The sequence below is a fragment of the Pseudomonas sp. Tri1 genome, from assembly GCF_017968885.1.
Lineage (GTDB): Bacteria > Pseudomonadota > Gammaproteobacteria > Pseudomonadales > Pseudomonadaceae > Aquipseudomonas.
In genome coordinates this window covers 3,572,554-3,599,228 of record NZ_CP072913.1, presented here as the reverse complement: position 1 = coordinate 3,599,228, position 26,675 = coordinate 3,572,554, and the positions used below count along the sequence as shown (strand labels likewise).

Below are 26,675 nucleotides of genomic sequence, written 5' to 3'. Positions count from 1 at the left end.
GGCGCGTCGATCAGCCTTGTGGCCCAGGCAGGCGCAGGGCCAGCAGCAGATAGCTCAGGCTCTTGCCATGGCGATCAAGGCCACAACTGAGGTTTACGCCGCCTTCCAAGGCGTCTTCGAGTACGAAATTCAATGCGTTCAGGTTCGGCAGTTCGTAGCGATGAACCTTGGAGGGTTGCCGCGTAGCGAATTGTTCGGCGACCCGTTCGCCGCTCAGTTCACGCAGCAACCAGGAGTAGTGCGCCGGGTCGTGGGGAAATACCGCGATGCTGAGGATGTTGCCTTTGTCGCCAGCCCGGGCGTGGGCGAAGTCGGCGAGGGTGACGAGGTTCATCAGTACCACTCCAGGGTTGTGTGGATTTCGCTGCGCGGCAGCAGGAAGCTGCGGGTGGTGACCGCTTCGGCGAGGTGGCGGCGAACACCGCCGCCACCGGCCGGGCCGTTGGTGTAGAGCGACTCCACCTCGGCCAGCAGGGTTTCGACCAACGACCGGTCAGTGTGGGTCAGACCGACCCGTACGCGCACGTCTTCCAGGGCCGGTGCCTGGGCCAGGCGTTGTTGCAGGTAGCGGCCAGCGTGATCGTTGAACAGGCTGGCGATGCCCGACAAATCGATCCACGGCTGTATCCCTGGCGCCAGCCGGTCGAAACGCTGCAGCAGGATTTCCCGGGCCAGGGCGGCACGGGCCACGGCGCCGGGGCCGGCATAGGAGATCTCCGCCTCGCCAAACCAAAGCCCGCGCACCCCAGCCAAGCCTTTGAGCGTGTCGGGGCGCGGATGGCCGAGCAGACCGCTGATTTCGACGCAATCCTCGCCCAGGTCCTGGACACGGGCCTGGCCCAGATCCAACACCACATCCGGCGTCAGGTAACGCCGTGGGTCGTGCACCTCATAAAGCAATTGCTCCTTGACCGTCTGCTCGCTGACCCGTCCGCCGCTGTGGCGGGTCTTGCCGATGATCAAGCGTCCGTCCTGATGGACCTCGGCAATCGGGCAACCGAGGTTGGCCGGGTCGGGGATTTCTTTCATTCCGGGATGGGCAAAATACCCGCCGGTGACTTGGGTGCAGCATTCCAGCAGATGCCCGGCGGCGGTCGCGATGGCCATCTTTTGCCAATCGTCGGCGGCCCAGCCCAGCCCGTGGCGAATCGCGCCTACCGCCAACGATGGGTCGGCCACCCGACCACAGAGCACAATGCCGGCGCCTTCAGCTAGCGCTGTCGTGATGCCATCGGCGCCGGTATAGACGTTGACTGACACCGGCTGGTCCCTCGCAAGCTCCGGGGCCAGCCATCGGGCGTAACGGGATGGGGTTTCTTCCAGCAGGTCGTCACCCAGCACGCAGGCAATTTTCAATTGCGGATAGCGCCCCGCCAGTGTGTGCCGCAGCCGTTGCGCCGCGGCCCTGGGGTTCGCCGCGCCACCGTTGGTGATAATCGGGATACCAGCCTCGATGCACACCTCCAGCATGGGCTCGAGGAAGTCGAACAGGCGAGAGGAGTAGCCAGCCAGGGGATCAAGTCCCTTGCGCAACTGCGCCTCGGCCAACGTCCGTTCGGCCAATAGCTCAAGCATGATGTAGCGCTGGCCGGGCCGCTGCGCCAGGTCCTGGGCCAGGCGTAACGCGGCATCCGGGCGATCATTGGCGAAGCCGGCGCCACACCCGACGAGAATTGTTTTTGTCATATCCGTTTCCACTGGGGGGATAACCCATAGTGGCTGGCGTCGATTGTTCTGTGAATTTTAAAGGTAGAATCAATTGATCCATTATTTTTATAAGTGCAGCCATGAACGTTTCTTTCAGACAGCTTCGCGCTTTCATCTTGATCGCTGAAACCTCAAGCTTCACTCGCACCGCCGAACAGCTTCACCTGTCCCAACCGGCCCTGAGCTACAGCATCCGCAAGTTGGAAGAGACTATGGGCTTGCAGTTGCTGGCGCGTAACACCCGCAGTGTCGAGTTGACGCCCGCCGGTGAACACTTCCTGCCCCAGGCCAGGCGCATGCTCAGGGACATGGACGATGCCGTGCGCGACGCCCGCGACACCCTCAGCCTGAGCCGAGGCACCCTGCGCCTGGCGGCACTGCCCACTGCCGCTGCTTCGTTCCTGCCGGTGGTCATTGCCGCGTTCCAGCGCGAACACCCGGGGGTACGGGTAAGCGTACTGGACGGCCGCGCCGGGGAGATCATGGGGTGGGTGCAGCGCGGCGAGGTGGACGCAGGCATTACGTCGTTGCCGGACGACCTGTCCGGGCTGAGCTTCGTGCGTTTGCTGGATGACAACCTGGTGTTGCTGACCCACAAGGACCACCAGCGTGACAGCCTGGAAGACTGGAAGCGCCAGCCCTATATCGCCCTGACCCCCGACACCAGTATCCGCCCACTGGCCGATGCCGCGTTGCGTTACCTGAATGTCGATCCTGAGCCGGCCTGGGAAGTGGCCCACATGAGCACGGCCACCGCCCTGGTGCGTGAAGGGTTGGGTTTTTCCTTGCTGCCGGCCAGTTGCACGGCAGTGTTCAATATCGGTGAGCAATGCGCGGTGATCGCCATCGACCAGCCCGGCAAGCGCTCGATCGGCCTGTTGCAACGCAAACCCGTGGCCCAGTCACCGTCGTTGAGCCAGTTCATGCAGCATTTGCGGCAGACGCTGCGGCAGTACAGCGCCAGTAGCCGGCATTGATGTGATTGGCGCACCGCATATTTCTCATGAGCACCACAAATCCCTTGTGTGAGCGAGCCAGCTCGCGATAACGGTGGCCCGGCCACCGCGCTATTGGGTGCCAAACATCGCCGTCCAATAGATCCCCGCATCGCTTTTCGGATCGGTCGCGTAGCCGGCACCCAGTTCGCGGAACTGCGGGTTCATCAGGTTGGCGCAATGCCCGGGGCTTGCCAGCCAGCCGTCCACCACCTTCAGGGCTGTGTCTTGCCCGGCGGCGATGTTCTCACCGATCAACTGGCCGAGATAGCCTGCCAGTTCGGCACGATCACCCGGCATGCGGCCGTCGCGGTCCTTGTGGTCGAAGAAATTGCTGTTGGCCATGGCCCGGGTATGAGTCACGGCGGCCAGGGCCAGGGTGGCGTTCCAGCTCAGTGGGGTTGTGGCCGCGAATGTTTCAGTACCGCAGCGGCGGGGTTGCGCACGGGCGCTGTTGATCAACTTCAGCAGTTTCTGGCCTTCGGCTTGCCAGTCCCCCAGGCGTGCCGACAGCAGTGGGCGCGCAAGCACGATGCGCCATTCGCGATCCAGGCGGCTGACGCCGATGTCGACGAACTGCGGGTCCAGGACAACCTGGCAGAAACTTTCCTGCACGGCCTTCATCGCAGCTTGCGCATCGCGTGGCCCGGACAGGCTGATGGCCTGCACGTTGACCATCGGATAGGCCGTGCGCGCCAGCGCCTGCTGCAGGTCGCCGATGCCATTGGCGGACAGGATCAGCCGAGAGTCCATCGCCAGCGGCGGCAACTCCAGAGAGGCCTGGCCCGCGCAACTTTGGGACTGGCTACGGTACAGATTGATGGTCTCGACCAGTTGCGTCTCTTCGGTGGCCGCGGCGCTGGCGGCGAAGGCCAGGCCCAGCGACAGCACGACAAGACGCATGGCGGATGAAATGGCACGCATGTAAATCTCCCTTGAGCGGACGGCGCCTATGATGCGCAATTTTTGCCCCGCTGGGGCAACGGTATTCACGCTCTCTTGAAATCCCTTGGAACGGCACCGTTTGGTACCGTTCGGGACAATCTTCAAGTAGTGGGATCAATTTTCCGCCGAATAAGTCCATTTCCGTCGTTTCAAGGCCATAAAGCTGCGGATTTTCAGCTCATCCAGTTCCCTCCATCGACGTTATAAGTCTGCGCCACCACGTATTCACTCTCTGCCGAGGCAAGGAAAATCGCCATGCCTGTGAGGTCATCCGCAGTGCCCATCCGGCCAAAAGGCACTTGCTGACCGACCTGGCGCTTCTTTTCTCCGCGCGGTAGGTTTTCATGGCGGGCAAACAGCGCATCCACGCCATCCCAATGCTCGCCATCCACCACGCCGGGGGCGATGGCGTTGACGTTGATCCGATGCTTGATCAAATCCAGCCCGGCAGATTGGGTCAGGCTGATCACCGCGGCCTTGCTGGCGCAATAGACGCCGACCAGCGCCTCGCCACGCCGACCGGCCTGGCTCGCCATGTTGATGATTTTGCCGCCGTGACCCTGGCGGATCATCTGCCGGGCCGCCGCCTGCAGCGTAAACAGCGTGCCGGCGACGTTGATGGAGAACAGTCGTTCGTAGCTCTGGCGGGTGATTTCCACGATCGGCGCCAGGTCGAACAGCGCCGCGTTATTGATCAGGATATCCAGCTTGCCCACCCGGGCCACGACTGCCTCGATGGCCTGGTCGATGGACGCCTGGTCGATCACGTCCATTTTCACCGCGTAGGCGCTGTCGCCCAATTCGGCGGCGGTGACCTGGGCCCGCTGAAGATCGATATCGGCAATCGCCACCGTGGCGCCTTCATTGATATAGGCCTGGGCAAACGTCTTGCCGATACCTCGGGCTGCGCCGGTTATCAGGGCACTTTTTCCTTCCAGTCGTTTCATGGGCTTGTCCTGTCTTCAGTCTAGAGGTCCATGGGGCAGGGCGGACCTGCATGTGCGCCATGGCTGGGCGATTACAGCAGTGCACCTCAACGGGGACAAACGCAGGGAGGATGATCCGGTGATACTTTTTTAACGCCTGTACGGGCCGTTCGGTCGGGTTAAAAAAGTATCAGTGGGCAGTCAGGTGGGAACTGGCGAACCGCTGTGCACCCAGCGTAAGGTGCTGGCTATAACGATAAGAGAGGCGCGTCATGCCTGATCACAGAACGCCTTTGTTCGAACAGCGACCGGCCGAACTTGAGGTCATCCTGCCCGAACCCGAGCACAGTTTTCGCTGGTACGAGCACGACTATCCCTATCCGATGGCGCGCTGGAACCATCACCCCGAATTTGAAATCCACCTTATCCGCCACGGTAGCGGCAAGTTGCTGGCGGGCGACTATATTGGCCCGTTTGGCCCCGGCCATGTGGCGATGATCGGTCCGGACCTGCCCCACGACTGGATGGGCGACCTGGCGCCGGGCGAGCACCTGGCCGGGCGCGATGTGGTGTTGCAGTTCGACGGCGCCACCTTGCTGACCCTGCGCCGGACCTTGCCGGAACTAGGGGATTTACAGACGTTGTTCGAGCGGGCTCGGCGAGGCCTGGCCTTCAGCGGCGACACCGCCGTTCACGCCGCGAGCCTGCTCGAGGCCATCGGTCCGGCGCAGGGACTGGGGCGGCTGGCGCTGTTCCTGCAACTGCTTGAAACCCTCAGTAAAGCCCCCGAAGCGCAGGCCTTGTGCCTGGCGAGCCCCTGCTACGCACCAACCCTGGATGCCCGCAGTTCCGAACGTATTCATAGAGCTTTCGAGTACCTGCAAGCCGAACTCACCGGCGACCTGCGCCTGTCGGTGATCGCCCGGCAGTTGGACATGAGCGAACCCGGCTTCTCGCGCTTTTTCAAACGCATCACCGGGCACGGCTTCATTGACCTGATGCGCAAGCTGCGGGTCCAGCGAGCCTGCCGTTTGCTGTTGCAGAGCGAAATGCCGGTGACCGACATCTGCTTTGAAGTGGGGTACAACAATTTGTCCAACTTCAACCGGCATTTCCGCATCGAGATGAACCAGACGCCCAGCGAGTATCGGCGGGGCGTGGAGGCAAACTGACCTGCGTTATCGCGAGCAGGTTTGCAATCAGGCTGGGATCCCTCGTTGATGTTTCTTCAGCCGGTAGGCGAACTGGGCCCGGCTCAATCCCAATGATCTTGCCGCCGCCGCCAGGTTGCCGTTGTTCAAGTGCAACGCCTCGTTGATCAGCCGGGATTCAAGGCCATCAATGGAGAAGTCCGAGTCCAGTTGGCTGAGGGATTGGAGCAAGGCCGGTTTTTCCAGGGCATCGGTCGTGGCGCGGCCTATCGACGAGAGGCCGCCGTTGTCGTCCACGGAATAGGCCGCCACCGGCAATTGCTCATTGCGAAACAGATGCGTCAGGTCGATTGCCTGGCCTTCTTCGCTGGCAATCAGGCCGCGCTCGATGAGGTTCTGCAACTCTCGCACGTTGCCCGGGAAGTCGTAGCGCAGCAGGACCTTGAGGGCGCGCATGGTCAGGCCCATGGGCGTGCGGCCGTACTCCTGGCAAAAGCGTTTGAGGAAGGCGTTGATCAGCAGCGGTATGTCATCGCGGCGCTCTCGCAAGGGGGGCAGGGCAATGGGGTAGACATTGAGCCGGTAGAACAAGTCCGCACGAAACTCGCCGTCCGCCACGGTTTTACGCAGGTCGACGTTGGTCGCCGCCACCACCCGGACATCGACCTTGATGCCGTGACCACCACCGACCCGCTCAATCTCGCGCTCCTGCAAGGCGCGCAGCAGCTTGCTTTGCCCGGCCAGGCTCAGGCAGGTGATTTCGTCGAGAAACAGCGTGCCGCCATGGGCCCGTTCGAAACGTCCGGGGCGCGAGTGAGTGGCTCCGGTGTAGGCGCCGCGCTCGACGCCGAACAGCTCGGCTTCGATCAGGTTATCCGGTATGGCCGCGCAGTTGAGGGCAATGAATGGCCCATCGCGGCGGTGACTCAATTGGTGTAACTGGCGGGCGAACAGTTCCTTGCCTACCCCGGATTCGCCGCTGACCAACACGGTGGCAGGCGTCAAGGCCACGCGCTGCAGGGCCTGGGTCGCTGAATTGAAGGCGGCACTGGCGCCGATCAGGGGTTGCTCGCTGTCCGGCAGCGGCGCGGTTCCGGCTGCACTGTGAAGCTCCGGCGCGCTGCGGCTGGCCTGCGTTGCGGGCGAGGCGTTGAGATAACTCAGGTCCCGCTCGATGTCACCCCATTGCTCAGCGGTCTTGCCGATGACTCGGCAGCGCTCATGGCCCATGCCTCGGCATTCCACTTCGCGGAAAATCACCAATTGCCCGAACAGCCCGCTGACGAAACCGATGGCGTAGCCCAGCTCGGTCCAGCACACCGGGTCCTGCCCGGTACCGTAGGCCGCAACATGCTCGTCGGCCTCACAGGAGTGGTGCCAGAGAAACTCGCCTTCATAGAATCCCGAATCGGCATCGAACTTGAAATGCAACGGCTCGACCTTGGTCATGCCTTCCAGGGTGTGCAAATGCGTGCCGGCGCGAAATACCGCGGCGGCATCGGCGTGGGGCCAGCGTTCGCGAATCAGCCGGGCATCCCGGGCCCCGGAGCAATAGCCGGTGCGGGTGAGCATGCCACGGGCCTGTTCCAGCCCCTGGCGCTCGATGATCTCCCGGCGTAACGCCCCGAAGGATGAGCTGTGCAGCAGCAACATACGCTGGTCGTTGAGCCAGATACGCCCATCGTCAGGGGAAAAAAACAGGCAATCGGTCAGTTCGGCCGGCGTCGGCGAACTGCTGTCGGTCAGTTCGTTGCTGTCGCCCCGTGGGTGGAAATGCTCGGTGGCAATCCGGTGATCCGGCAACGGACAGTGGGGATTATTCATTGTCAGGCCCCTGATGGCGGTTGATCGAAATGATCATCTGGCTAGATAGTTATTAAACATAACTTTATCAAATGAACAAGCGTCGGCTGCTTGGCTCCAGGGGCGCCAGCGACGCTTGGCCGGTAGTGGCTTTGGCAGATCCTTGATCCAGAGCCTTGCGGCATTTTTTCCGGCATCAACAGGCGAAACCGGCACAACGCTTGCTCAAGCACTTGCACGGCGTTTGCGCAGGCGCCTTCGAGGCGCGGCAAACGATGACAACAACAAAGAGCCGGGAGTTTTAAATGTCTGCATCCAAAAGCCACCTGTTGTCTCAGGTGATCGAATCCGAATGCGTATTCAACGGTGACTGGGTGCCTGCCTCGGGCCCACTGCAACCGATCATCGAACCGGCCACCGGCGAGGTGATGATGCGTAGCGCCACGGCCGACGCCGCCGACATCGCCAAGGCCTGCCGAGACGCCGCCCTGGCTCAATCGGCGTGGGCGGCGATGGGCCCGCGGCAACGCGCGGCGATCTTTCGCAAGGCCGCCGACGTGGCTGAGCATGCCTTCGAGGAACTGGCGCTGTATGTGGCCAGGGAAACCGGCGCCGCGTTGTTCAAGGGCCAGCATGAAGTGCGTGAGGCGATTGTGCTGTTGCATCAAGCCGCCGGGCTGCTGTCCCAAGCCCATGGGCTGGTGTTGCCCAGCGAGGCGGGGCGCCTGTCCTATGCCCGGCGCCAACCCCACGGCGTGGTCGGGGTGATTTCGCCGTTCAACTTTCCTCTGGTTCTGTCTATGCGTTCCGTAGCGCCGGCCCTGGCGGCGGGCAACGCGGTGGTGCTCAAGCCGGATCCGCAGACCCCGGTCAGCGGTGGTCTGCTCATCGCCCGACTGTTCGAGGTGGCAGGGCTGCCCAAGGGCTTGCTGCAAGTGTTGCCCGGCGCGGCGGATGCCGGCGAGGCGCTGTGCCGCGATCCTAACGTGCGGATGATCGCCTTCACCGGCTCCACCGGGGCTGGTCGCAAAGTCGCTGAGGTAGCCGGGCGCAACTTGAAGAAAGTCGCGCTGGAGCTGGGCGGCAAGAACCCGCTGATCATTCTCGAAGACGCCGACCTGGACGTCGCCGCCCGCAACGCGGCCTGGGGGGCCTGGCTGCATCAAGGGCAGATTTGCATGGCCACCGGCTTGATCCTGGCCCATGAGTCCATCGCCAAAGCCCTGACCCACAAGCTGGTGGAAAAGGCTCGCGCCTTGAGCGTCGGCAACGCTGCCCGGGGCGAAGCTGCCCTGGGGCCATTGATCAATCAGCGGCAGTTGCAGCGGGTGCATGCAATTGTCAGCGACACCTTGAGCGCCGGGGCGCGGCTGGAGACCGGCGGCGAATATGATCGGCTGTTTTATCAGCCGACCGTGCTCAGCGGCGTGAAGCCGGGCATGCGAGCCTTCGAAGAGGAGGTCTTCGGGCCCGTGGCGACGGTGGTCAGCTTCGCCACCGACGAAGAGGCCATCGAATTGGCCAACCGCACCGAGTACGGTTTGTCGGCGGCGATCATTTCACCGTCGGTGGGCCGGGCCATGGCCATTGGTGAACGACTCCAGTGCGGCATGCTGCATATCAATGACCAGACCGTTGCCGATGAGTGCGTCAACCCCTTCGGCGGGCGCGGTGCCTCGGGTAATGGCGGCAGCGTCGGCGGCCCGGCGGACTGGGATGAATACACGCAGTGGCAATGGGTGACGGTGAAAAACACCGCGCCGATCTATCCGTTCTGACGCTGTTCCACGATATGCCTATACAACAATAAGAGGGCTTGAACATGAACTTGCATAACAAAACCCTGGTGGTCACGGGTGTGGCGTCCGGCATCGGTGCGGAGGTGGCGCGCCTGGCGCGTTTCCAGGGCGCCCGTGTGATCGGCGTCGATCGTCATGAGCCACAACTGACCGTTGATGGCTTTTTCCAGGCCGACCTGGGCGATCCTGAAAGCACCGATGCCTTGGTGAGGCGTTTACCGCAGCAGATCGACGGGCTGTGCAACATCGCCGGTGTGCCGGGGACCGCGCCGGTACAGGCCGTGGCCAAGGTCAATTACCTGGGCCTGCGTCACCTCACCGAAGCCTTGCTGCCGCGCATCGCCCCGGGGGGCAGCATCGTCAACGTCGCCTCGATCCTGGGGGCGCAGTGGCCGGAGCGGCTGGCGTTGCACAAGGCTTTGGCTGCTACCCAGAGTTATGGGGCAGGGCAGCAGTGGCTCGCGGCTAACCCGGTGGAGCAGGCAACCTGTTACCAATACTTCAAGGAAGCACTGATCGTCTGGACTTACCAGAAGGCGCAACAGTGGTTTGCCGAGCATTCGGTGCGGGTCAATTGCGTGGCGCCGGGGCCGGTGTTCACCCCTATCCTCGGAGATTTCGTCAGCATGCTCGGCGAGGAACGCGTGGCACAGGACAGCCATCGCATGAAGCGTCCGGCCCTGGCCGATGAGGTGGCGCAGGTGATCGCTTTTCTCTGTTCAGACGCTGCGCGCTGGGTCAACGGGGTCAACCTGCCGGTGGATGGCGGGCTTGCGGCGACCTACATATAACGCCGTCGCGGTGATGTAACCCGGCACTGTGGGTGCGGTGCCGGGCCTCTAATAACAACAAAAATACAGGACTCACAAGATGCTCAAGCCTATCTTGCGGATGGCTGCTGCCCCGATTCTGGTTGCGCTGTCGCCCCTCGTTCATGCGTACGACCTGCCTGGCCTCAATCTGGGTAGCACCAGTTTCTACGACGGTTCCCCTGCGCCGGCCGGCCCCGGTTGGTATCTGGAGGAATACCTGACGTACTCCAAGGCCAATCGTTTCAACGATGCCCACGGCAATAAACTGCCGCTACCCAAGCAAACCGTGGAGGTCTTCGCGCCGACCACCCAGATCATCTACGTCGGCCAACCCCGCGCCAACGGCGCGATGCCAGGGTTTACCCTGATCAACACCTCCCTGGCCCATGTGGATGTGGACGATGGGTTGAACAATGCAGCCCTGAGTTCTCGGGAAGGGTTTGGCGACCTGATCGTCGGCGCCTTCCTGCAATTGCCCACACTGACCCGCGCCGATGGCAGCCCTTTGCTGACCCAGCGTGTCGAGGTGGACGTGTCGATGCCGGTCGGTGCCTACAACCGCAATCGCTCGATCAACCCGGGCAGTAACTTCTGGTCGTTCAATCCGTATTACGCCGCCACCTACTGGTTCACGCCCAAATGGTCGGCAAGCGGGCGCTTCATGTATTTGTGGAACGGCAAGAACGACGACCCTTCGGCCAGTTTTGGTGATGTCTCCGATACCCAGGCCGGTCAGGCCTTGCACGCCAACCTGACGTTGCAGTACGCCTTGACCGATCGACTGAGCGCCGGGCTCAACGGCTATTGGCTCAAGCAGTTCACTGACACCCAGGTCGATGGGCACGACGTCAGCGGGCGCCGGGAGAAGGTCTGGGCGATCGGGCCGGGGTTCAATTATGTCTTTCGCAAGGAGGACGTGCTGTCGGTCAATGCCTACTTCGAGCAGGATGCCGAGAACCGTACCGAGGGGGATAAGCTAGTGTTGAACTGGTTGCATAGATTCTAGTGGTCCCCGGTGGACATCCTTGTGGCGAAGGAGGCTTGCTCCCTCGCCACAAGGAGTGGGTTGCAGAGGGTTAGCGCACCCCTTGTGCTTCACCCACCACCACCGCACGGGCCATCACACTGATCGCCGCCACGGCAGCAATCAACAGCCCTGGAGACGTCGCCAACAGCACACCGGTGGTTCCCGCGCCGGCCGCCAGGATTTGGCCGGCGGCCAATGGTCCGGCGACCGACCCCAGGCGTCCGATGGCCACGGCTGCACCGACCCCTGTCGCCCGCACAGCCGTAGGATAGGAGGGCGGGGCCAAGGCGTAGAGCACCAGTTGCGCGGCCATGACAAACAACCCGGCAGCGAACCCTGCGATGCCCATCGGCACGATACCGACCGACAGCCCGACCCCGGCCAGGGCGCTGAGCAATCCGGCATAGACGAACAGCACCACCTTGATGCCATTGCAACGGTCCAGTAACAGGCCGCCGAGCAACGAACCCAGGGTGCCGCCGATGTTGAACAGCATCTGCACCAGACCGGCCTGGGGTTTGCTGAAGCCTTGTTCGAGGAGTAACGACGGCAGCCAGTTGAGCAGCATGTACATCACCGTCAGGGTAAAGAAGTAGCTCAGCCAGAGCGCCAGGGTGGTACGCCCCCGGCCATCGCCGAACAGCGCCTGGCCGGTTGAGCTGCGAGCCGCGGCGCTGACATGTTGAGCCTGGCGAAAGGCGCTGGATTCAGGGAGCCAGAGCAACATCAGCGGCACCACCAGCAACGGTGCCAGCCCACCGATGAAAAAAGTCATTTGCCAGTGCTCGCCAAACAACATGGCAACCACCGCCGCCAGTGCACCACCCAACGGGACGCCCGCGTACATCACGCTGATGGCCGTGCCGCGTCGTTGCTCACCCACGGCTTCGGCACACAGGGCGATGAGGTTGGGCAGGGCAGCACCAAGGCCCAGGCCGGTCATGAAGCGCACCAGCAGCAGGCTGGAGAAGTGTTCGACATACGCGGTGCTGAGGGAGAACACGCCGAACAGCAGGACGGCGGCGATGAGAATTTTCTTGCGGCCGATCCGATCAGCGATCCAGCCTCCAAAGAATGCACCCGGCAGCAGCCCGATGATCCCGGCGCTGAATACCCAACCCATCATCTTCGGGTCCAGGGCAAACGTCTGCCGTAGACCGGCGGCAGCAGTGCCGGCCGATTGCAGGTCGAAACCCTCGATCAGCGCAACGATAAAACACAAGGCGATGGTCAGCGTCGCACGACGCGCCGGACGGTTCATGGCAAATCCTCTTATTGTTTTTGTCAGGGGCTACCAGCTCGGGAAATCCGACAGGTGTATTTAAGATTAACAAACCTAACTAAAAAATGAATCGCGCCGGACGGTAAGCTGATTACCCAAATATCGCGATAAAAATCAGCTGCTTGAGAGTAGATGGAGGTTTTATTGATAAATTAGTTAATGATATTAATGTTCGATTATCGGTCATGTTGGATTGACGAAGGCGTTGGGACCTTTCCATTCTCTTGGCGCAGAGCCCAACGCTCCAGGTGTTGAGGTCGATCAAAAACAACAACAATAATTGGACATCACACATGCCAAACCTTGCCCGGCACGCCTTTGCGGCGCTCCCTGTTTCACCTCTCGTTCAACTGTTGGCCTGTCTCGGGCTGAGCCTGGGTTCCGGCGCTTTATGGGCAGAGGGGTTCATCGACGATAGCCACGGTACCCTGACCCTGCGCAATTACTACATGGATCGCGACTACAAGGACGATGGCGCCAAGACCGCGGCCCGGGAATGGGCCCAGGGGGTGATTCTGAACATGGAGTCTGGGTTTACGCCGGGCACGCTCGGGTTTGGCCTGGACGCCCGAGGGTTGGTGGGGATCAAGCTGGATTCGTCGCCGGATCGCAGTGGTACTGAATTGTTGCCGGTGTCCAGCAGCGACAAGCGTGCCGCCGATGAGTATTCGCGCCTGGCCTTGACCGGCAAGCTGCGTTTCGGCCAGACCACGGTGAAGACCGGCGACGTTTCGATCTTCCTGCCGTTCGCCTTTGCCAGCCCGTCACGATTGTTGCCGCAAACCTTTCGCGGCACGACACTGAGCTCCAAGGACATCGACGGATTGACGTTGAACACGGGGTACATCGACCGCATCAACCGTCGCGACTCCACCGACTACCAACCGATGAGCATCGCCTCGCCCAACCGTCGGTTCAACGGTGCAGCGACCTCTTCGCATATGGCGTATGTGGGGGGCGACTACCAGGTCAACAAAGACCTGAGCCTGCGGGCCTACCACGCTGAAGTGGCGGACTTGTACCAGCAGGACACCCTGGCGTTGCTGCACAACTTGCCCTTGGGCGACGGTGTGTTGACCACCGACCTGCGCAGCTTTTTCAGTGACGAGGACGGCGCTGCCAAGGCCGGCAAGGTGGATAACCGCAATGTTTCGGCGCTGGTCGGCTATCGTTTGGGTGGGCATCGCGTGAGCTTGGGCTACATGCATTCCAGCGGTGATACGGCCACCCCTTATGTGTCCGGCACCGAGTTGATGGGCTTGAGCGAAATGACCATGAGCTCGGATTTCCTCAATGCCAAGGAGCGCACCTGGCAGGTGATCCATGACTATGACTTCGCCGCAGTGGGTGTACCGGGGCTGAGGACTCGTCTGCGTTATGTGCGTGGCGATCACATTGAGCTGGCGGCGCTCAATGCCGAGGATCGCAAGGAGCGCGAGTTCCAGATGGAGCTGGGGTACGTGATCCAGAGTGGCCCGTTGAAAAATGTCGGGTTGCTGGCGCGCAAATCGATCTATCGCAATGACTTCCCAGGTACGGCGGCGTTTCGCGACGAGAACCAGACCCGGTTCCTGGTGACCTACAGCGTGCCGATCTGGTGATCCACTGAGGTGCAACGCAGAGCTTTGTGGCGAGGGAGCAAGCTCCCTCGCCACAGGGGCGAGCGCTGGCCTTATTGCTGGTACACCTTCTTCAGCAACCGTAGCAACTCCTCGCGTTCAGTTCCTGAGAGAGCGGCAGTGGAATCCAGGTCACTCTGTGCGGCGATCTGCTTGAGTTCCTTGAGCAGGGTTTCACCGGTCTTGCTCAGGAAAATCCCATAGGAACGCTTGTCTGGCTTGCACCGCACGCGCACCGCCAGGGCCCGGCTTTCCAGTTTGTTGAGCAACGGCACCACTTGCGGTGGTTCGATCGTCAGCGCCTTGGCCAGGTCGGCCTGCATCAGGCCGGGGTTCTGGTCGATGATCGCCAGGGCTGAGAATTGGGCGGGCCGCAAATCGTGGACCGCAAGCCGGCCGATCAGATTCTGGAACAGTTTCAGCTGGGCGCGGCGCAAGGCGTAACCGATCAGGTCATCCAGCGCGGAGTCCAGCGGCGCCTGCACGTCGGTACCGTCCACCAGGGTCTCGGTAGGTTCGGCAAGCTTGGAAGACTTGGCCATCGAAGAGAGCATCCTCAAGGTGAGTGATTAACAAGGCTATCCAGTTTGCCGAGGTTGTGACGCGATGGCTACGGTCGATCGCACATTCGTTGATCAGGGGCTCTGCTCCAACCCCTGAAAAAACACAGGTAAATCGATTAATAGTTAATTGACATAACTAATTTTCCAGTTTAGTTTTTGATCATCTTCAGCCAAGAACAAGAGAGCACGCATCATGAGCAATTACGAAGGTCGCTGGAAAACGGTCAAAGTCGATATCGAGGAAGGCATTGCCTGGGTGACCCTCAATCGCCCGGAAAAACGCAACGCCATGAGCCCGACCCTCAACCGCGAGATGATCGATGTGCTCGAGACCCTGGAACAGGATCCGGCCGCTGGCGTGCTGGTGTTGACCGGGGCGGGCGATGCCTGGACCGCCGGCATGGACCTCAAGGAATATTTCCGCGAGGTGGACGCCGGGCCGGAAATCCTCCAGGAGAAAATCCGTCGCGAAGCCTCGCAATGGCAGTGGAAACTACTGCGCATGTACGCCAAGCCGACCATTGCCATGGTCAATGGCTGGTGCTTCGGTGGCGGTTTCAGCCCGTTGGTGGCGTGCGACCTGGCGATCTGCGCCGATGAGGCGACCTTCGGTCTTTCGGAAATCAACTGGGGCATCCCGCCCGGCAATCTGGTCAGCAAGGCCATGGCCGACACCGTGGGCCATCGCCAGTCGCTGTACTACATCATGACCGGCAAGACCTTCGGCGGGCAGAAAGCTGCCGAGATGGGCCTGGTCAACGAAAGTGTGCCCCTGGCGCAACTGCGCGAAGTCACTGTGGAGCTGGCGCGCAACCTGCTGGAGAAGAACCCCGTGGTGCTGCGCGCGGCCAAGCATGGCTTCAAACGCTGCCGCGAACTGACCTGGGAGCAGAACGAGGATTACCTGTACGCCAAGCTCGACCAGTCGCGCCTGCTCGACACCGAAGGCGGTCGCGAGCAGGGCATGAAGCAGTTCCTGGACGACAAGAGCATCAAGCCTGGCTTGCAGACCTATAAGCGTTGAGTCGACAGGCGAATAGGGGGCCGCATCCCGCTGTTCGCTGCGTCGCCCCGGCGCTACTGTTACACCGCTGCGATGCATTCCCGATAAAGACAATAAAGAGGAATCACCATGCTGGACGTGCCCCTGTTGATCGGTGGCCAGTCGTGCCCCGCCCGTGACGGCCGGACCTTCGAGCGCTGCAACCCGGTGACCGGTGAAGTGGTCTCGCGCGTGGCCGCTGCCACGCTGGAAGATGCCGACGCCGCCGTGGCCGCCGCGCAAGCCGCGTTTCCCACCTGGGCCGCGCTGGCGCCCAACGAACGCCGCACGCGTCTGCTGCGTGCCGCCGAGCAGTTGCAGGCTCGCAGCGGCGAGTTCATCGCGGCCGCTGGCGAAACCGGCGCCATGGCCAACTGGTACGGTTTCAACGTACATCTGGCGGCGAATATGCTGCGTGAAGCCGCTTCCATGACCACCCAGATCAACGGCGAAATCATTCCCTCTGACGTGCCTGGCAATTTCGCCATGGCCTTGCGTCAACCCTGTGGCGTGGTGCTGGGCATCGCACCCTGGAACGCGCCCGTGATTCTCGCCACCCGCGCTATCGCCATGCCCCTGGCCTGCGGCAATACGGTGGTGCTCAAGGCTTCGGAAATAAGCCCAGCGGTGCACCGGTTGATCGGTCAGGTATTGCAGGACGCCGGGCTGGGCGACGGCGTGGTCAATGTCATCTGCAATGCGCCAGTGGACGCACCGGCGATTGTCGAACGCTTGATCGCCAATCCGGCGGTGCGTCGTGTCAATTTCACCGGTTCGACCCATGTCGGGCGCATCGTCGGTGAACTGTCGGCGCGCCATCTCAAGCCGGCCCTGCTGGAGCTTGGCGGCAAGGCACCGTTGTTGGTGCTGGACGACGCCGACCTGGACGCTGCGGTACAAGCGGCGGCCTTCGGGGCTTACTTCAACCAGGGGCAGATCTGCATGTCCACCGAGCGACTGATCGTCGATAAGCGAGTGGCCGATGCCTTCGTCACCCGGCTGACCGCGAAGATCGCCACCTTGCGCGCTGGCGATCCCACAGCCGGTGACTCCGTGCTCGGCTCGCTGGTGGATGTCAGTGCCGGTCAGCGCATCAAGGGGCTGATCGACGACGCCTTGGCCAAAGGCGCGACCCTGGTGGCGGGCGGGCAGTTGGAGGGCAGCATCCTGCAACCGACCTTGCTCGATGGCGTTACCCCGGACATGCGTCTGTATCGCGAAGAGTCCTTCGGCCCGGTGGCGGTGGTACTGCGCGGCGATGGCGACGAGGCGTTGCTGCGCCTGGCCAATGACTCCGAGTTCGGCCTGTCGGCGGCCATTTTCAGCCGCGATACCAGCCGTGCGCTGGCCCTGGCCCAGCGGGTCGAATCGGGCATCTGCCACATTAATGGCCCGACCGTGCACGATGAGGCGCAGATGCCCTTCGGTGGGGTCAAGTCCAGCGGTTACGGCAGCTTTGGCGGCAAGGCGTCCATCGAGCATTTCACCCAGTTGCGTTGGGTGACATTGCAGAACGGCCCCCGGCATTACCCGATCTGAAATCCGTCGCGCCGCGGGCGGCCAGGTCTCGAAAGCCGCCCGGGTGCAGGCCAGAATAACAATGACAAGGCCGCAGCCAGACGCTGCCACGCTCCGCTCGCTTTATGCGACCCGAGCATGCCTTGGTGGAGGAAATGTACGTGAGTCCCGAGTTCAGATCGTCCTCCCGACCCGGCCCTGGGCAGTATCGCCAGGTGTCGATTGGTCATCCTGCCGTTGAAGTCACAGAAGAACGCGGCATTTTGCATATGCGCTCCCTGGAGCCCCTGGCGCCGTTGCCGACGCGTTTGCTCGATCGCTTGGTGCACTGGGCCGAGGTGCGCCCGCAGCACACGTTTATCGCGGCGCGTGACGCGAGTGGTGACTGGCGTCGTGTCAGCTATGCGCAGATGCTCGACAGTGTGCGGGCTATCGCCCAGAGTTTGCTGAGCTACGGCTTGTCGGCCGAAAAACCGCTGGCGCTGCTCTCAGGCAATGACATCGAACACCTGCAAATGGCCCTCGGCGCAATGTACGCAGGCATTCCCTATTGCCCGGTGTCGCCAGCCTATTCATTGCTGTCCCAGGATTTCGCCAAGCTGCGGCACGTCTGCGACCTGTTGCAGCCGGGGCTGGTGTTTGTCAGTGAGGCGGCACCGTTCGAGCGAGCAATCAATGCAGTATTGCCGGTGGATGTTCCGCTGGTCACGGTGCGCGGCGAGATACCGGGCCGGCACAGGACCGGCTTCACCAGCCTGCTGGCACAGCCCGGCGGCGTCGAGGCCGAGCGCGCCTTTGCCGCCACCGGGCCGGACAGCATCGCCAAGTTTCTCTTCACGTCCGGTTCGACCAAGCTGCCGAAGGCGGTAATCACCACCCAGCGCATGCTCTGTGCCAATCAGCAAATGCTCCTGCAAACCTTTCCGGTATTCGGCGAAGAGCCGCCGGTGCTGGTGGACTGGTTGCCCTGGAACCACACCTTCGGTGGCAGCCATAACGTGGGCATCGTGTTGTACAACGGCGGCACGTTCTACCTGGACGACGGCAAACCCACGGCCCAGGGCTTCACCGAAACCTTGCGCAACCTCAAGGAGATTTCGCCTACCGCGTACCTGACCGTGCCCAAGGGCTGGGAAGAGCTGGTCAGCGCCCTGGAGCAGGACGGCGAACTGCGCGAGCGTTTTTTCAAGCGCATCAGCCTGTTCTTCTTTGCCGCGGCGGGCCTGTCCCAAAGCACTTGGGATCGACTCGACAAAGTGGCTGAGCAACATTGTGGTGAGCGAATCCGCATGATGGCCGGCCTTGGCATGACCGAGGCGGCGCCATCCTGCACCTTCACCACCGGACCGCTGTCCATGGCCGGCTACATCGGCCTGCCAGCACCGGGTTGCGAAGTTCGACTGGTGCCGGTGGACGGCAAGTTCGAAGGACGCTTCCGCGGGCCGCACATCATGCCCGGCTACTGGCGCTCACCGCAGCAGACCGCCGAGGTGTTCGACGAGGACGGTTTCTACTGTTCGGGGGATGCGATCAAGCTGGCCGATCCCGGCAACCCGCAACTGGGGCTGATGTTCGACGGGCGGATTGCCGAGGATTTCAAATTGTCTTCCGGCGTGTTCGTCAGTGTCGGGCCGTTGCGTAATCGGGCGGTGCTGGAAGGCACGCCTTACGTCCAGGACCTGGTGATCACCGCGCCGGATCGCGAGTGCCTGGGCGCGCTGGTGTTTCCACGGCTTGCCGAATGTCGTCGTTTGTCAGGCCTGGCTTTGGACGCCAGCGATACCCAAGTACTTGCCAGCGAGCCAGTACGTCAATGGTTTGCCGGCTGGCTGCAGCGCCTGAACCGCGAAGCCACCGGCAACGCCAGCCGTGTGGAATGGATTGCCTTGCTCGATGAACCGGCATCCATCGATCGCGGCGAAATCACCGACAAGGGCTCGATCAACCAGCGAGCGGTGTTGCAGTGGCGGGCGGCGAAAGTCGAGGCGCTGTATCGCGGTGAGGATGCTTCCATCCTGCGGGCGAACTAGTCGGCAAGACTCAAGAACTGTGGGAGCGAGCTTGCTCGCGATAGCGGTGGATCAGTCAATATTAATGTCGACTGTTCCGACGCTATCGCGAGCAAGCTCGCTCCCACCGTTTGTTTCAGCATCAGGTTCTTCTCCGGTCAGCTTGCCCTGCCGTGACACACCGCCCCAAGCCTTCTACTATGCCGGTTCTTCTTTCTCTGGAATCCACCTGGATGAGTAAGCCTGGCCAAACGGTGCTGGTTGCGCTGCGCAGAATGATCGCTTCGGGCGAACTGGCGGCGGGTGAGCGCTTGATGGAAATTCCCACGGCGGAACTGTTTGGCGTCTCGCGGATGCCAGTACGCATGGCGTTCCGCACGCTGGAGCAGGAAGGGTTGCTGGTGCGCTTCGGCGGCAGGGGTTTTCAGGTGCGTTCGGTCAGTGCCGAGGAGATCGCCGGGGCCGTGGAGGTGCGTGGCGTGCTTGAAGGGCTGGCCGCGCGGCAAACGGCCGAACGTGGCTTGTCCGAAGAGGGTCGGGCAATACTCGAACAATGCCTGGTGCAGGGCGATGAGCTGTTCGCCAAAGGCTACGTGACCGAGGATGACCTGGAGGTCTATCACGACCTGAACATGCGTTTTCACCAAGTGATCGTCGAAGGCAGCCACAACCCAGCCATCGCCGATGCACTGGCCCGCAACGATCATCTGCCGTTCGCCTCAGTCACCGCCCTGGCGGTGGACCGTCAGAACATGGCCGGCGAGTTTCGCCGCTTCAACTATGCCCATATGCAGCACCATTCGGTATTCGACGCGTTGATCCACCGCCAGGGCGCTCGTGCCGAGGCGATCATGCGCGAGCATGCCAACGCGACCTTGCGTTATGCCGAGGTGTTCGGCTCGACGCTGGCCGATGAGCGGATGACGGTGATATTGCGTTCGGACTGAAGGCTCCACTGTGGGAGCGAGCTTGCTCGCGATAGCGGTGGTTCAGCGGCATTAATGTTGGCTGACACAGCGCAATCGCGAGCAAGCTCGCTCCCACAGGGTTTCGGTTGTTCGGGGGTTAGAGATCCAGCACCAGCAACGGTGTCTTCGACCGTGAACAGCACGGTGTGAACTGGTCGTTGCAAGCCTGTTCCGCCTCGGTCAAGAACATGTCCCGATGCTCTGGTACACCTTCCAGCACGCGGGTCAGGCAGGTGCCGCAGACGCCCTGTTCGCACGAGATCGGAATCTCGATGCCATGGCTCTCCAGCACCTGCACCACGCTAAGGTCGGCGGGTACTTCGAAGACTTGGCCGCTACTGGCCAGTTTCACCGAGAAGCGGCCATCGGCGCTGGTGTCGGTGGGCGCAGCGGCGAAATATTCACGGTGCAGGTGGCTTTCCTGCCAGCCCTGGGCCTTGGCGGTATCCAGTACATGCTGCATGAAGCCGCCGGGGCCGCACACGTAGAGGTGCAGGTCATCGTTGGGTGCGGCCAGCACCCGGCCGGCGTCCAGCAGCGTTTCGGGCTCTTCATCGAAATGCAGGAAAACCCGGTCAGCATAAGGTGACTGGCGCAACCGCTCGATAAAGGCGGCGCGCTCCCGGGACCGGGCGCAGTAATGCAGTTCGAACGTCGCACCGCTCTGGGCCAGGTGCTCGGCCATGCACAGGATCGGCGTAATACCGATCCCCCCGGCAAACAACAGGCTGCGTCGGGCCTCGGGCGCGAGAGCAAACAGGTTGCGCGGTTCGCTGATGAGCAGCCGTGCGCCGGGCTCGATCAGTTCGTGCAGACTGCGCGAACCGCCGCGCGAGGCCGAGTCCTTGAGTACAGCAATGAGATAACGATGTCGTTCCTCGGGATGGTTGCACAACGAGTACTGGCGGATCAGGCCATCGGGCAAGTGCACGTCGATATGGGCGCCGGCAGTGAACGCCGGCAAGGGTTGGCCGTCGACACGGATCAGCTCGTAGCTGCAGATATCCAGGGCTTCGTTGTTTCGCGCGACGACTTGGACTTCGATCATGACCGCTGCTCCACGTGCTGCGGCTGCCGGGTGCTGGCAATCAAGCCGGCTTGCGGGTCGCGTTCGCGTGCAATCAAGCGCTCCAGCACCCGACGCGACTGTACGCCACCGGCATCGATGTTGAGCTTGAGCAGGTTGCGCTGCGGATGGTCCAGCAGGTTGCGTTGCTGGCGTTCAAGCATCTCCAGGTCTTCGCTGAAAATCTTGCCCTGGCCTTCGCGAATGCTGTCGGTCAGTGCTTGATCCTGTGGCTGGAAATGCCGGGCCATACCCCAGAAATACCAAATGGACGTTTCGGTTTCCGGCGTGATGAAATCCACCACGATGCTCGACGCCTTGAACTGCGGGGCGGCGTGATAACCGCCGTTGCCAGCGTGGGCCACGCCCACTTCGATCAGTACGTGGCTGGGCGGGGTGAAGCGACAGATCTGCCAGCGGTCCACCGGCACATCGTCGGCCAGGTTGTTACCGCGTAGGGCCATGCGCCAGAACGGCGGGGCCATGATGTTTTCCATGTGCCGGGCGGTGACCACTTCGTCGCCTTCGACGGTGGTCACCGGCGGCGCCTCGTCGATTTCCTTCTGGCCGATGCTGGACGCGTGCACGTAGGTTTCGTGGGTCAGGTCCATCAGGTTGTCGATCATCAGGCGGTAATCGCACTGGATATGGAACAGACCGCCACCGTAGGCCCATTCGTCATTTTCGGCCCATTCCAGATGATGGATCAGCGCCGGATCGGCCTGCGCCTGGTCGCCCGGCCAGACCCAGATGAAGCCATGGCGTTCCTGCACCGCAAAGGTCTTGTTGCAAGGGAAGCCTCGGACCCGTTGTCCCGGCATCTCCACGGTCTTGCCGTCACACCCCATCACCAGGCCGTGATAGCCGCACACCAGGTTGCCGTTTTCGACGTAGCCCAGCGAGAGCGGGGCGCCACGATGGGGGCAAAAGTCTTCCACGGCCGCGACCTTGCCCTCGTGCCCACGGTAAAAAACCATTTTTTCGCCACAGATCTGACGGCCCAGGGGCTTGTCGGCGATTTCATCGGGGGTGCAGGCAACGTACCAGGTGTTTTTGGGGTACATGGAGGTTCTCCAGGCTGGTTTTGTTTTTATATATGGATCCATTAACTCTCTTAACTAATTTGCTTGTCAATGATTTTGATGGTCTTGACGATGATTGGTGTTTTCAGTGGATCCATTGTCGCTTGGGAATGTACTCAGAACCGATAGGCCGATGGCACCTGCGCTTCGATGAACCGCTGCATATGTTCCAGAAAGCTGGCTTGCAACTTGGAGACCGGCCCCTGGATGGGCAGCAGCATGCTGAAGTCCATTTCAATCGCCGGTTCGAAGGCGCGGAATACGATGCCATTGCCGCGGTATTCGACGGCGCTGATGGCGTCTACCAGCGCCACGCCCAAGCCTTGTTCGACGAACGCGCACATGGGCAGGGAGAGTTGGGTTTCCAGGCGCAGTTCGCGGTCCACCCCATGGGCGGCGAAGATGGCGTCGATGTGCTGGCGTGAGGCAATGGACTGCGGGTAGGAAATGAATGGTTCGCCTTGCAGGTCCTCCGGGCAGATCGTGGTCTGGTCCTGTAAGCGATGGCCAGCGGGCAGGGCGCAAAGCATGCGTGTGGCCAGTAGTTTCTCGGCCCGTGGGCTCGGGTACGTGTTGGGCAGCACGATCAGGCCGAGGTCGCAGCGTTGACCCACCACCAAGTCCACCACCTCCCGAGACGAATGCACCACCAGTGAGATCTGGACCTGATCGTGTTCGGCCACGAATGCGGCAATTGCCCGTGGCACGAATGACAGCCCCATGGCCGGTGCGCAGGCAATGTGTAGCGAGCCGCGCTTGAGGTTGCGGATGTCCTGGGCGGTGCGGGCAATGCGCTCCACGCCCAGCAGTGAACGCTGCACCTCCTGATACAGCGTCATGGCCTCTGCGGTGGGCTGAAGCCGGCCCTTGACCCGGTCGAACAGACTGAAGCCGATGTCCTCTTCCAGGCTGGCGATCAGTCGGGTCGCGGCTGGCTGCGAGATGTGCAGCATTTCAGCGGCGCGGGTCACGGTCTGGCCCAGGATTACAGCGCGAAAGGCTTCCAGTTGGCGAAGGTTCATAGTGCTGATCAAACCCATAACAAAAAGACATGAGGTTGCCAAAATAAAGCATTTTTCAACGTGCTGTCACCGCCCTAGGATCGTCTGCATCCCGTTAATCAGCCCATAAAATCGGTGCTTGACTGACCACTTGGTATCGATAACAGCGAAAAACAAGCCATGCAAAAAAATGATGTCATCGTCGTAGGGGGAGGCCTGGTGGGACTGTCCATTGCTTATGGGCTGGCTTTGCTCGGGCGCCAAGTGAGTGTGCTCGACGAAGGTGATGACGCCATCCGCGCCGCCCGGGGCAACTTTGGCTTGTTGTGGGTCCAGGGCAAGGGCTACCGGATGAGCCCGTATGCGCAGTGGACGCGCGAATCGGTGGTGCTTTGGCCAAGGTTCGCCGCTGCGTTGCAGGCCGACACCGGCATCGACGTTCACCTACGCCAACAGGGCGGTTTCCAGTTATGCCTGAGCGACGCAGAAATGGCCCAGGAGAGTCATCGCCTGGGTTGGCTGCGCGAAGCCCTTGCGGGTGACTACCCCTTTGAACTGTTGGACGCCGTGCAACTGCGCGCCCGTTTGCCTGGCATCGGGCCGGAGGTGGTTGGCGGTTGTTTTTCGCCCATGGACGGCCATGTCAATCCGCTCAAACTGCTGCGCTCGCTCTACGCCGCCTGCCAGTCCCGAGGGGTAAAGCTCATAAACGGGCATCACGTTGACGGGATCGAGTCGCGCGCCACGGGTTTCGAACTGCGGGCGAAGGACCAGCGTTGGTCTGCCCGTCAGGTCGTATTGGCCGCTGGCCTCGGCAATCGAGCCCTGGGGGCCATGGTCGGGCTGGACGTGCCAGTGCGGCCGAACCGTGGGCAGATCCTGGTCACCGAACGGCTCAAGCCCTTTCTGCATTACCCCACCACTTATGTGCGCCAGACCGACGAGGGCACGGTGCAGTTGGGCGACTCCCATGAATCAGTGGGCTTCGACGACGGCACCGGGAGCCAGGTCATGGCCGATATCGCCCGGCGTGCGGTGCAGTGCTTCCCGCGATTGGGCCGGGTACGACTGGTACGGGCCTGGGGTGCGCTGCGGGTGATGAGTGCCGATGGTTTTCCGATCTACGAAGCCCCCCAGGCCTGGGCGGGGCTGTCGATTATCAGTTGCCACAGCGGCGTGACGTTGGCCGCAGCCCATGCCTTGCGCCTGGCGCCGTGGATCGCCGGTGAGTTCGATGACCCGATGCTAAAACCATTCGGCCTGCACCGATTCAACTCGCCAACCGAGGTGCGTCATGTCGGCTGACAGCCTGTTCCGGCCTTTGACGCCAGGGGATGACACCGTGCAAATCGAGTTCGAAGGACTGCCGTTGACGGTGCCCGGCGCGGTATCTCTGGCCGCCGCACTGTTGAGTAGCGGCATCCGCCACACCCGCGAAAGCGCGATCAACGGTCGGCTTGGCGCACCCTATTGCATGATGGGTGTGTGCTTTGAGTGTCTGGTGGAAGTGGACGGCCAAGCCAATGTCCAGGCCTGCCTGGTGCCGGTACGTCCAGGCATGCGCGTACGCCGTCAACGCGGAGCCGCCTGCGTGGCGCAGGGCGAGGAGGGTGGCGATGAGTAACCTCGTCATCGACCTGATCGTCATTGGTGCCGGGCCCGCCGGCATGAGTGCCGCTCTTGAGGCCAGGACTCACGGCTTGTCGGTAGTGGTGCTGGATGAACAGGCCAGTCCCGGCGGACAGATTTATCGTCAGGTGCTTCAAGCCGATACCCGCTGCCGCTCGATCCTGGGTGACGATTACAGCGCTGGGGCGAAACTGGCAGCAGATTTCCTGCAATGCGGCGCTCGTTATCTGCCCAACGCAGCGATCTGGCAGGTCACGCCGCAGCGTCAAGTGCACTATTTGATCGAGGGACGCGCCGAAGTCTTGCAAGGGCGCCAGTTGTTGATCGCCACGGGAGCCTTTGAACGGCCGATGCCGATTCCCGGCTGGACCTTGCCGGGCGTCATGACCGCCGGGGCCGGGCAGATCCTGCTCAAGAGCGCAGCGTTGGTGCCTGCGGGTCCAGTGCTACTGGCCGGTTGCGGCCCGTTGCTGTACCTGCTGGCGGTGCAATACCTGCGCGCCGGGATCGCCATCGAAGCCTTGGTGGACACCAGCCATCGAAGCGATCTGCTGCGTGCCTGGCGTGCGGTTCCCGGTGCCTTGCGCGGTTGGCGGGATTTGCTCAAGGGCATGGCGCTGCTGCTGGAGTTGAAGCGCGCCGGTGTCCGACATATTCGCGGTGCCCGCAACCTGCGGGTGGAGGGCGCGGATCGGGCCAGTGCCGTGAGCTTCGACCGTGGCGCTCGCCAGCAGCGCATTCCTGCCGAGTTGGTCCTGCTGCACCAAGGTGTGGTGCCTAATACCCAGATCAGTTGGTCGTTGCGCCTGGACCATGAGTGGAGCGAACAGCAATTGTGCTGGATCGCCCGCCGCAACCCATGGGGTGAAACCAGCGTGCCGGGCATTTTCATTGCCGGCGACGGCGGCGCTATCGGCGGCGCGCAAGTGGCGCAATTGGAAGGTCGCCTGGCGGCCTTGGCGATTGCCGGCAAACACGCGACAGCCGCGTCTGTGCAACAAGCCCTGGGCCGGGCCCGCGCGGCACGCCCGCTGATCGACGCCCTGTATCGCCCGCCGGTTCAGAACCGCATTCCCGCCGATGACGTCACGGTTTGTCGCTGCGAAGAAGTCAGCGCGGGCGCTATCCGCCGCTACGTCGACCTCGGCTGTCTGGGGCCGAACCAGACCAAGGCGTTCAGTCGCTGCGGAATGGGGCCGTGCCAGGGCCGTCAGTGTGGCCTGAGCGTCACCGAGATCATCGCCGGGCATCGCCATGTGTCGCCCGCCGAGGTGGGCTACTACCGCGTCCGTTCGCCCCTCAAACCCATCACGCTCGCCCAACTGGCTAGCGAGCAGCCCTTTATCGAGGAACCGTCATGAGTATTCAACGCATCGAAAGCAACCCACGCCTGAGCCGCAGTGTCGTGCACAACGGCGTGGCCTGGCTCAGCGGCATCGTCGCCGCCGATTGCAGTCAGGACATCCAGGGCCAGACCCGTCAGGTGCTGCAACGGGTCGATGAGTTGCTGGCCGTTTCGGGCAGCGACAAGCGCCGACTGCTCAGCGTGCAGATCTGGATGAAAGACATGGGCCGGGATTTCGCGGCGATGAATGCCTTGTGGAGCGACTGGGTCGACGCCGCGCAGACCCCGGCGCGGGCCACGGCCCAGGTGGCGTTCGATGATCCCGATATTTTGCTGGAGCTGATTGTCACGGCGGCAGTCTGAGGCCGTCGGCCGGATCGCCGTTG

General features: G+C 62.2%; 24 protein-coding genes. 14 read left to right on the top strand and 10 right to left on the bottom strand.

Annotated features, from left to right (window positions below):
* Nucleotides 1-10: 10 nt before the first annotated feature.
* Nucleotides 11-334, bottom strand: coding sequence for a hypothetical protein (locus J9870_RS15265; RefSeq protein ID WP_210638848.1), 324 nt, complete (start codon nt 332-334; stop codon nt 11-13).
* On the bottom strand, nt 334-1,686 hold the full coding sequence (locus tag J9870_RS15260; RefSeq protein WP_210638847.1) for an acyclic terpene utilization AtuA family protein: 1,353 nt from the start codon (nt 1,684-1,686) through the stop codon (nt 334-336). The genes J9870_RS15265 and J9870_RS15260 overlap by 1 nt, the downstream gene beginning before the upstream one ends.
* Before the next feature lie 101 nt (nt 1,687-1,787).
* On the opposite strand from J9870_RS15260, the gene J9870_RS15255 reads away from it, so the two are divergent.
* A complete protein-coding gene (locus tag J9870_RS15255) occupies nt 1,788-2,684 on the top strand; it encodes a LysR family transcriptional regulator (protein ID WP_210638846.1) in 897 nt (298 codons plus the stop codon).
* Between the two features lie 90 nt (nt 2,685-2,774).
* On the opposite strand, the gene J9870_RS15250 is transcribed toward J9870_RS15255, so the two are convergent.
* Nucleotides 2,775-3,626 (bottom strand): CAP domain-containing protein, encoded by an 852-nt coding sequence (locus tag J9870_RS15250; RefSeq protein ID WP_210638845.1) that lies wholly within the window; start codon nt 3,624-3,626, stop codon nt 2,775-2,777.
* 194 nt (nt 3,627-3,820) lie between these two features.
* A complete protein-coding gene (locus tag J9870_RS15245; protein ID WP_210638844.1) occupies nt 3,821-4,594 on the bottom strand; it encodes an L-iditol 2-dehydrogenase in 774 nt (257 codons plus the stop codon).
* 251 nt (nt 4,595-4,845) lie between these two features.
* On the opposite strand from J9870_RS15245, the gene J9870_RS15240 reads away from it, so the two are divergent.
* Nucleotides 4,846-5,745 carry a helix-turn-helix domain-containing protein gene (locus tag J9870_RS15240; protein WP_210638843.1) on the top strand — a complete coding sequence of 300 codons (900 nt, stop codon included), beginning with the start codon at nt 4,846-4,848 and terminating at the stop codon, nt 5,743-5,745.
* A 27-nt stretch (nt 5,746-5,772) separates the two neighbouring features.
* Here J9870_RS15240 and J9870_RS15235 read toward each other — a convergent pair whose 3' ends face one another.
* Nucleotides 5,773-7,548 carry a sigma-54-dependent Fis family transcriptional regulator gene (locus J9870_RS15235; protein ID WP_210638842.1) on the bottom strand — a complete coding sequence of 592 codons (1,776 nt, stop codon included), beginning with the start codon at nt 7,546-7,548 and terminating at the stop codon, nt 5,773-5,775.
* Between the two features lie 284 nt (nt 7,549-7,832).
* Between J9870_RS15235 and J9870_RS15230 the strand changes: the two genes are divergently transcribed.
* From J9870_RS15230 to J9870_RS15220, 3 genes are all read left to right on the top strand, one after another.
* Nucleotides 7,833-9,305: a benzaldehyde dehydrogenase gene (locus J9870_RS15230; RefSeq protein WP_210638841.1), complete on the top strand. Its 1,473-nt coding sequence runs from the start codon at nt 7,833-7,835 to the stop codon at nt 9,303-9,305.
* A gap of 44 nt (nt 9,306-9,349) precedes the next feature.
* The gene (locus J9870_RS15225) at nt 9,350-10,117 is read left to right on the top strand and encodes a coniferyl-alcohol dehydrogenase (RefSeq protein ID WP_210638840.1); all 768 of its coding nucleotides are present in this window, start codon (nt 9,350-9,352) and stop codon (nt 10,115-10,117) included.
* A 79-nt stretch (nt 10,118-10,196) separates the two neighbouring features.
* Nucleotides 10,197-11,144, top strand: coding sequence for a transporter (locus J9870_RS15220; RefSeq protein WP_210638839.1), 948 nt, complete (start codon nt 10,197-10,199; stop codon nt 11,142-11,144).
* A 70-nt stretch (nt 11,145-11,214) separates the two neighbouring features.
* Here J9870_RS15220 and mhpT read toward each other — a convergent pair whose 3' ends face one another.
* The gene (gene mhpT / locus J9870_RS15215) at nt 11,215-12,426 is read right to left on the bottom strand and encodes a 3-(3-hydroxy-phenyl)propionate transporter MhpT (protein WP_210638838.1); all 1,212 of its coding nucleotides are present in this window, start codon (nt 12,424-12,426) and stop codon (nt 11,215-11,217) included.
* Nucleotides 12,427-12,740: 314 nt separating this feature from the next.
* Between mhpT and J9870_RS15210 the strand changes: the two genes are divergently transcribed.
* Nucleotides 12,741-14,048 (top strand): OprD family porin, encoded by a 1,308-nt coding sequence (locus J9870_RS15210; RefSeq protein ID WP_210638837.1) that lies wholly within the window; start codon nt 12,741-12,743, stop codon nt 14,046-14,048.
* A 71-nt stretch (nt 14,049-14,119) separates the two neighbouring features.
* On the opposite strand, the gene J9870_RS15205 is transcribed toward J9870_RS15210, so the two are convergent.
* Nucleotides 14,120-14,608 carry a MarR family transcriptional regulator gene (locus J9870_RS15205; RefSeq protein ID WP_210638836.1) on the bottom strand — a complete coding sequence of 163 codons (489 nt, stop codon included), beginning with the start codon at nt 14,606-14,608 and terminating at the stop codon, nt 14,120-14,122.
* Nucleotides 14,609-14,822: 214 nt separating this feature from the next.
* Between J9870_RS15205 and J9870_RS15200 the strand changes: the two genes are divergently transcribed.
* The 4 genes from J9870_RS15200 to J9870_RS15185 all read left to right on the top strand — a co-directional run bounded on the left by J9870_RS15200 (nt 14,823) and on the right by J9870_RS15185 (nt 20,145).
* Entirely contained in the window at nt 14,823-15,653 is an 831-nt protein-coding gene (locus tag J9870_RS15200; protein ID WP_003202420.1) for a p-hydroxycinnamoyl CoA hydratase/lyase, read from the top strand.
* Between the two features lie 108 nt (nt 15,654-15,761).
* Nucleotides 15,762-17,210, top strand: coding sequence for an aldehyde dehydrogenase (locus J9870_RS15195; RefSeq protein WP_210638835.1), 1,449 nt, complete (start codon nt 15,762-15,764; stop codon nt 17,208-17,210).
* A gap of 140 nt (nt 17,211-17,350) precedes the next feature.
* Complete coding sequence (locus J9870_RS15190; RefSeq protein WP_210638834.1) at nt 17,351-19,219, top strand: feruloyl-CoA synthase; 1,869 nt, start codon at nt 17,351-17,353, stop codon at nt 19,217-19,219.
* Between the two features lie 212 nt (nt 19,220-19,431).
* Nucleotides 19,432-20,145, top strand: coding sequence for a GntR family transcriptional regulator (locus tag J9870_RS15185; RefSeq protein ID WP_210638833.1), 714 nt, complete (start codon nt 19,432-19,434; stop codon nt 20,143-20,145).
* A gap of 118 nt (nt 20,146-20,263) precedes the next feature.
* Here the strand turns inward: J9870_RS15185 and J9870_RS15180 are convergent, their stop codons facing one another.
* The 3 genes from J9870_RS15180 to J9870_RS15170 form a co-directional block, all read right to left on the bottom strand.
* Nucleotides 20,264-21,214 carry a PDR/VanB family oxidoreductase gene (locus J9870_RS15180; RefSeq protein WP_210638832.1) on the bottom strand — a complete coding sequence of 317 codons (951 nt, stop codon included), beginning with the start codon at nt 21,212-21,214 and terminating at the stop codon, nt 20,264-20,266.
* Complete coding sequence (locus J9870_RS15175; RefSeq protein WP_210638831.1) at nt 21,211-22,296, bottom strand: aromatic ring-hydroxylating dioxygenase subunit alpha; 1,086 nt, start codon at nt 22,294-22,296, stop codon at nt 21,211-21,213. Before J9870_RS15175 ends, J9870_RS15180 begins: the two co-directional genes overlap by 4 nt.
* A 134-nt stretch (nt 22,297-22,430) precedes the next feature.
* Nucleotides 22,431-23,336, bottom strand: a complete 906-nt coding sequence (locus J9870_RS15170; RefSeq protein WP_210638830.1) for a LysR substrate-binding domain-containing protein — start codon at nt 23,334-23,336, stop codon at nt 22,431-22,433.
* A 159-nt stretch (nt 23,337-23,495) separates the two neighbouring features.
* Between J9870_RS15170 and J9870_RS15165 the strand changes: the two genes are divergently transcribed.
* The 4 genes from J9870_RS15165 to J9870_RS15150 are packed head-to-tail and all read left to right on the top strand — an operon-like array spanning nt 23,496 to nt 26,652.
* A complete protein-coding gene (locus J9870_RS15165) occupies nt 23,496-24,620 on the top strand; it encodes an FAD-dependent oxidoreductase (protein WP_210638829.1) in 1,125 nt (374 codons plus the stop codon).
* Complete coding sequence (locus J9870_RS15160) at nt 24,610-24,939, top strand: (2Fe-2S)-binding protein (RefSeq protein WP_210638828.1); 330 nt, start codon at nt 24,610-24,612, stop codon at nt 24,937-24,939. Before J9870_RS15165 ends, J9870_RS15160 begins: the two co-directional genes overlap by 11 nt.
* Nucleotides 24,932-26,305 (top strand): NAD(P)/FAD-dependent oxidoreductase, encoded by a 1,374-nt coding sequence (locus tag J9870_RS15155; RefSeq protein WP_210638827.1) that lies wholly within the window; start codon nt 24,932-24,934, stop codon nt 26,303-26,305. Before J9870_RS15160 ends, J9870_RS15155 begins: the two co-directional genes overlap by 8 nt.
* Nucleotides 26,302-26,652, top strand: coding sequence for a RidA family protein (locus tag J9870_RS15150; RefSeq protein WP_210638826.1), 351 nt, complete (start codon nt 26,302-26,304; stop codon nt 26,650-26,652). Before J9870_RS15155 ends, J9870_RS15150 begins: the two co-directional genes overlap by 4 nt.
* Nucleotides 26,653-26,675: the final 23 nt, after the last annotated feature.